Below are 6,279 nucleotides of genomic sequence, written 5' to 3'. Positions count from 1 at the left end.
CGTACCACCGGTGACCAGGACCGTCCCCGACGGCTCCCACGCACCCGCGCCACCACCGGCAGCCCGGATCAGACGACGACCGAAGACACCCGACGACCGCACCGCGACCTGGTCCTCACCAGCCGCACCACCGGCCAGCACACCGACCAGCCGACCCATCGCCCGCTCGTCCCACACCTCAGGCAGATCGACCAGACCGCCCCACCGCTCCGGCACCTCCAGCGCGGCCACACGCCCCAGGCCCCACGTCTGCGCCTGAACCGCGGACACCAGCCGGTCCGAACGACCCACCGACACCGCACCCCGGGTCAGGCACCACAGCGGCGCCTCCACCCCGGCATCACCCAACGCCTGCACAAGAGCAGCCGTGCCTACCACACCGGCGGACCCCGACTCGTCCAGCGCGAGCAGTGACACCACGCCCGCCACCGGGCCGGACACGTCGGCCAGCAGCCGGGCCACCGCGCCACGGTCGGCACCGGACCCGACGACCACCCGGCCGACCTCGGCGCCGCGCCCGGCCAGGGCGTCCACCACGGCGGAGTCGTCGACACCGCCGGCCGGAACCACCACCAGCCACGAGCCGGACAGCCGCGCACCGGAGGCGACGTCCGCCAGCGGCCGCCACGAGACGCGGTAGCGCCAGCGGTCCACCTCGGACTGCTCCTGGCCGTGGCGGCGCCATGCGGACAGGGCGGGGACGAGTTCGCTGAACGGCGCGTCGGCGGCCACCTCCAGTCTGGAAGGCGTACGTCGGCAAAGGCGATCCCGGCCTCGCCGCCCGTCAGGCATTCCTGAGCCAGCGCCGACAGCACGGCGTCCGGCCCGATCTCGACGTACGTCGTCACGCCGGCGGCCTCGAGGGCCCGGACGCCGTCCAGGAAGCGCACGGCCTCGCGCACGTGCCGCACCCAGAACTCCGCCGAGGCCATCTCGTCGGTGACGACGGCACCCGTCAGGCAGGACACGACCGTGATACGAGGGGCGTCGAACGACAGCCCCTCCACCACCCGACGGAAATCGTCCAACATCCCGTCCATGAGCGGCGAATGGAAGGCATGACTCACCGTCAGCCGCTTCGTCCTACCGACCACGCGCAGCGACCAGCACGCACGCGTCGTCCAGGGACAGCACCCCGGCCACGTGCGCGGCGGCGATCTCACCGACCGAATGACCGGCCACGAACTCCGGCCGCACCCCGTACGACTCCAGCAGGCGGAACAGCGCCACCTCGACCGCGAACAGCGCCGGCTGCGCCCACTCCGTCCGGTCCAGCACAGCGGCGTCCGACCCGAACAGGACGTCCTTCAGCGGAAGTCCGAGCTTCGCGCAGACGGCGTCGAGGGCCCGGGCGAACACGGGGTAGGCGTCGTACAGCTCGCGGCCCATGCCGAGGCGCTGGCTGCCCTGCCCCGTGAACAGGAAGGCCGGCGCGCCGGTCGACACGACGCCCTGGACCAGGCCCGGCACCTGCTCGCCGGCGGCGAGGGCGTCGAGGCGGGCGAGGAACGTCCCGCTGTCCCGGGGCTCGCCGAGGACCACCGCGCGGTGCTCCAGGGCGGCCCGGTGCACGGCCAGGCTGTGGCCGAGGTCGAGGGCGCCCCGGGTCCCGGAGGCCGCCAGGACGTCGGCCGCCAGGGGGCTCAGGCGGGCCGCCTGGGCGCGCAGGGCGGACACGGTGCGGCCGGAGACGGTCCATGGCAGGACCGGCGCGACCGGCACGGCGGGGGCGGCAGGGGTGGCAGGGGCGACCGGTGCGGCGGCGGCCGGTGCGGCGGCGTGCTCCGGTGCCTGCTCGATGACGGCGTGGGCGTTGGTGCCGCTGTAGCCGAACGAGGAGATGCCGGCCCGCCGCGGGCGGCCGGTCTCCGGCCAGGCCCGCTGCTCGGTCAGCAGCTCGATGTCGCCGGCGGACCAGTCGACGTAGGGCGTCGGTTCGTCGACGTGGAGGGTCTGCGGCAGCAGCCCGTGCCGCATGGCCATGACCATCTTGATGACGCCGGCGGCGCCGGCGACGGCCTGGGTGTGCCCGATGTTCGACTTCACCGAGCCCAGGAGCAGCGGCCGGCCCTCCGGACGGTCCTGGCCGTACGTGGCCAGCAGGGCCTGGGCCTCGATGGGGTCGCCCAGCCGCGTGCCGGTGCCGTGCGCCTCGACCGCGTCGACCTCGGCGGCGGTCAGGCCGGCGTCGGCGAGGGCCTCGCGGATGACGCGCTGCTGGGACGGGCCGTTGGGGGCGGTGAGGCCGTTGGAGGCGCCGTCCTGGTTGACGGCCGTACCGCGGACCACGGCGAGGACGGGGTGCCCGTTGCGGCGGGCGTCGGAGAGCCGCTCCAGCAGGAGGAGGCCGACGCCCTCGGACCAGATCGTGCCGTCCGCGGCCGCGGCGAAGGCCTTGATGCGGCCGTCGGCGGCCAGCCCGCGCTGGCGGCTGAACTCGGTGAACGCGCCGGGCGTGGACATGATCGTGACCGCGCCCGCGAGGGCCATCGCGCACTCGCCGCGGCGCAGGGCCTGGGCGGCGAGGTGCAGGGTGACGAGCGAGGAGGAGCAGGCCGTGTCGATGGTGACGGCCGGGCCTTCGAGGCCGAAGGTGTAGGAGATGCGGCCGGAGACGACGCTGGCGGCGTTGCCGGTGCCGAGGTGGCCCTCGAGGCCGTCGCCGTCGTCGAGCCACAGCTGGAGGTAGTCCTGCGCGTTGGAGCCGACGAACACGCCGGTCCGGCTGCCCCGCAGGGTGGCGGGGTCGATACCGGCCCGCTCGAAGGTCTCCCAGGTGGTCTCGAGCAGCAGGCGCTGCTGGGGGTCCATGGCCAGCGCCTCGCGCGGCGAGATGCCGAAGAAGGCGGCGTCGAACTCGGCGGCCCCGTGCAGGAAACCGCCCTCGCGCACGTAGCTGGTGCCTTCGCGGTCGGGGTCGTCGCTGTAGAGGGTGTCGAGGTCCCAGCCGCGGTCGGCCGGGAACGCGGTGATGCCGTCGCGGCCCTCGGCGAGCATCCGCCACAGGTCCTCGGGTGAGGTGATGCCGCCGGGGAAGCGGCAGTTCATCGCGACGACGGCGATCGGGTCGTCCTCGGCGGCGGTCCCGGCGCCGGTGCGGCGGGCGGCGGACGCCGCGCGTCGACGCGCCGGGAGCCGGTCGTCACCGGCGTCGTCGGCGGGGTCGCCGAGCAGCTCCTCGCGCAGGTACCGGGCGAGCGCGGTGGCCGTCGGGTAGTCGAAGACGAGGGTGGCGGGCAGGCGCCGGCCGGTGGCCTCGCCCAGCAGGTTGCGGAGCTCGACGGCGGTGAGCGAGTCGAAGCCCAGCTCCTTGAAGGAGCGGCCCGGTTCGACGGCGGCGGCGTTCGGGTGGCCGAGGGCGGTGGCGACCTGCCTGCGGACGAGGTCGAGGAGGGCGCGCTCCTGCTCGGCCGCCGGGAGGCCGGCCAGGCGCCGGCGGAGCCCCGGGGCGTCGCCGCCCGCCGCGGCCGCGGACCGGCGGGCCGGGACGCGGACGAGCTCGCGCAGCAGCGGGGAGAGCGTGCCCGCCTGGGCCTGGGGCCGGAGCCCGGCGGGGTCGACGCGCATCAGGACCGGGGCGGGCTCGTCGAGGCGGTGCGCGAGGTCGAACAGGTCGAGGCCCTCGGCCGAGGTCAGCGGGGGCAGCCCGCCCCGGGTCATGCGGCTGATGTCGGCGTCGGTGAGGCTGCCCGCCATGCCGGTGCCGTCCGCCCACAGGGCCCAGGCGAGCGAGGTGGCGGGGAGGCCGAGGGACCGGCGGTGGTGGGCGAGGGCGTCGAGGAAGACGTTGGCCGCGGCGTAGTTGCCCTGGCCGGCGCCTCCGAAGGTGCCTCCGATGGAGGAGAAGAGCACGAACGCGGAGAGGTCGAGGTCGCGGGTCAGTTCGTGCAGGTGGAGGGCGGCGTCGGCCTTGGGGCGCAGGACGGCCGACAGGCGCTCGGGAGTCAGGGAGGTGACCACGCCGTCGTCGAGCACGCCGGCGGTGTGGACGACCGCGCCGAGCGGGTGCTCGGCGGGGACGGCCGCCAGTACGGCGGCCAGTGCGTCGCGGTCGGCGACGTCGCAGGCGGCCCAGGTGACCGAGGCGCCGGCGGCGGTGAGTTCGGCGGTGAGGCGGTCGGCCCCGGGGGTGGCTCCGCCGCGGCGGCCGACGAGCAGCAGGTGCCGTACGCCGTGCTCGGCGACCAGGCGGTGGGCGACGAGTCCGCCGAGGAGACCGCCGGCACCGGTGATCAGCACGGTCGCGTCGGGGGCGTACGCGGCGCGCCCGGGGGCCGGGTGCGCCTCCGCCTCGGCCTGCCGGGGCACGCGCGCGAGGCGGGGGACGAGGGCGGCGCCGGCCCTCACGGCGAGGTCCGGCTCGCCGGCGGCGCGGGCGGCCGCGAGGGCGGCGGGCAGGGCGCGTACGGACTCCTCGGTGCCGTCGGTGTCGAGGAGCAGCAGCCGGCCGGGGTGTTCGGCCTGGGCGGAGCGGAGCAGGCCGCGGACGGCCGCGTGCACGGGGTCGGTGACGGTGGCGGCGGCAGCGGCCGTGACGGTAGCGGCCGACGGGCCGGTGCCGTCGGCGGCGGTCGTGCCGGGGGCGGCCGTCGCACCGGGGGCGGCGGTGGCGCCGGGGATGTGGGCGACGGGGGCCGCGACCGCGCCCGTGGTGAGGACGACCAGGCGGGTGTCGGCGAACGCGTCGCCGATGAAGGGCTCCTCCCCCAGCCAGGTCCGGGCGAGGGCGAGGGCCTGGTGGGTGGCCCGGTGCACGGCGTCGGCGGTCGGCTCCGGCGGGGTGGGGCCGGACGGGGCGAACACGGCGAACACGGCGTCCGGGACGGGGGCTCCGGCGGCGACCGCGGCGGCCAGCTCGGCGGTGTCGGCGTACCCGGCGAGGTCGGCGTCCACGGCGGGGCCGCCGTCGGGGTGGCCGGCGCGCGGGTCGGCCAGCAGGGCGGGGGCGGCCGTTCCCAGGACCGCCCACCGGGCGCGCGGCTCTGTGTCCGTCGCCGCCGTGTCGCCGTCACCGTCACCGTCGCCGCCGTCACCGTCGCCGGAGGCCGCGGCAGCGGCGGCGGCGGCCGGCAGGGCCCGCCATTCGGTGCGGAAGACCGACTCGTGGTGGGCGGTGCGGGCCGCGTGGACCTGTTCGGCCGACACGGGCCGCAGGACGAGGGAGTCGACGGTCGCGACCGGTGCGCCCGTCACGTCCGCGATCTCCAGGCGGACGGCGTCGCCGGCGCCCGTGGGTGCGAGGTGGACGCGCAGGGCGTCGGCGCCGCTCGCATGGAGGGTCACGCCGGTCCAGGCGAACGGGAGCCGGCCCTCGCCCTCGGTGCCGCCCAGGACGCCGAGGCCGAGGGTGTGCAGGGCCGCGTCGAGCAGGGCCGGGTGGAGACCGAAGTCCCGCGCAGCGGCGGCGGATTCGTCGGGGAGGGCGACCTCGGCGCACACGCCGTCGCCGTGCCGCCAGGCCGCGGTGAGGCCGCGGAAGGCGGGGCCGTAGCCCATGCCGACGGCGGCCAGTTCGGCGTAGAGGCCGTCCGTGTCGAGGGGTTCGGCTCCGGCCGGGGGCCACTGGCCGGCCGCGAACACCGACCGGGCCGGGCCGGCGGCGCGGGCCAGGACGCCGTCGGCGTGCCGGGTCCAGGGCTCGTCGGCCGCGCTGTCCGCGGGGCGGGAGGAGAGACGGACCGGGCGTCGGCCGGAGCCGTCGGCGTCGGGTGCGCCCACGTTGATCTGGAGCTGCACACCGCCGCGTTCGGGCAGCACGAACGGGGCTTCGAGGGTCAGCTCCTCGAGGGTGCCGCAGCCGACCTGGTCGCCGGCCCAGACGGCCAGCTCGACGAAGGCGGTGCCCGGGAGCAGGACGCTGCCCATCACCCGGTGGTCGGCCAGCCAGGGGTGGGTGGCCGCGGACAGCAGGCTGGTGAAGGCGAAGCCGTCGGAGTCGGCGAGGGCGACCATGGCGCCGAGCAGCGGGTGGGCCGCCGCGTGCAGACCGGCCGCGGTGAGGTCGCCGATCCGGCTGCCGGGCTCGATCCAGTAGCGCTGCCGCTGGAAGGCGTACGTGGGCAGGTCGTCGACGCGGCGGGCGCCGGTGCCGGCGAAGAAGGCGCCCCAGTCGACGCGCAGGCCGTGGGCGTGGGCCCGGGTGAGGGCGGTGACGACGGCCTCGTCCTCGTCGCGGCCCTTGCGCAGGGCGGGGACGAAGACGGCGTCCTCGTCGGTGACGCACTCCTGGGCGAGGGCGGAGAGGACGCCGTCCGGACCGAGTTCGACGTACGTCCTCAC

The 6,279-nt window shown here is 76.8% G+C and carries 1 protein-coding gene and 1 pseudogene; both read right to left on the bottom strand.

Translation table 11 applies throughout. The annotated features are described in order from the left end of the window. A partial coding sequence (locus tag IF43_RS43325) for a beta-ketoacyl reductase (protein ID WP_030210792.1) occupies positions 1–732 on the bottom strand: 732 nt, incomplete at its 3' end. A gap of 50 nt (positions 733–782) precedes the next feature. Beyond that, positions 783–6,279, bottom strand: a pseudogene (locus IF43_RS0135020) (SDR family NAD(P)-dependent oxidoreductase); the annotation flags it as partial.

Source organism: Streptomyces sp. NRRL S-87 (genome assembly GCF_000719335.1).
GTDB lineage: Bacteria > Actinomycetota > Actinomycetes > Streptomycetales > Streptomycetaceae > Streptomyces.
This window is presented reverse-complemented; position numbering and strand designations above follow the sequence as displayed.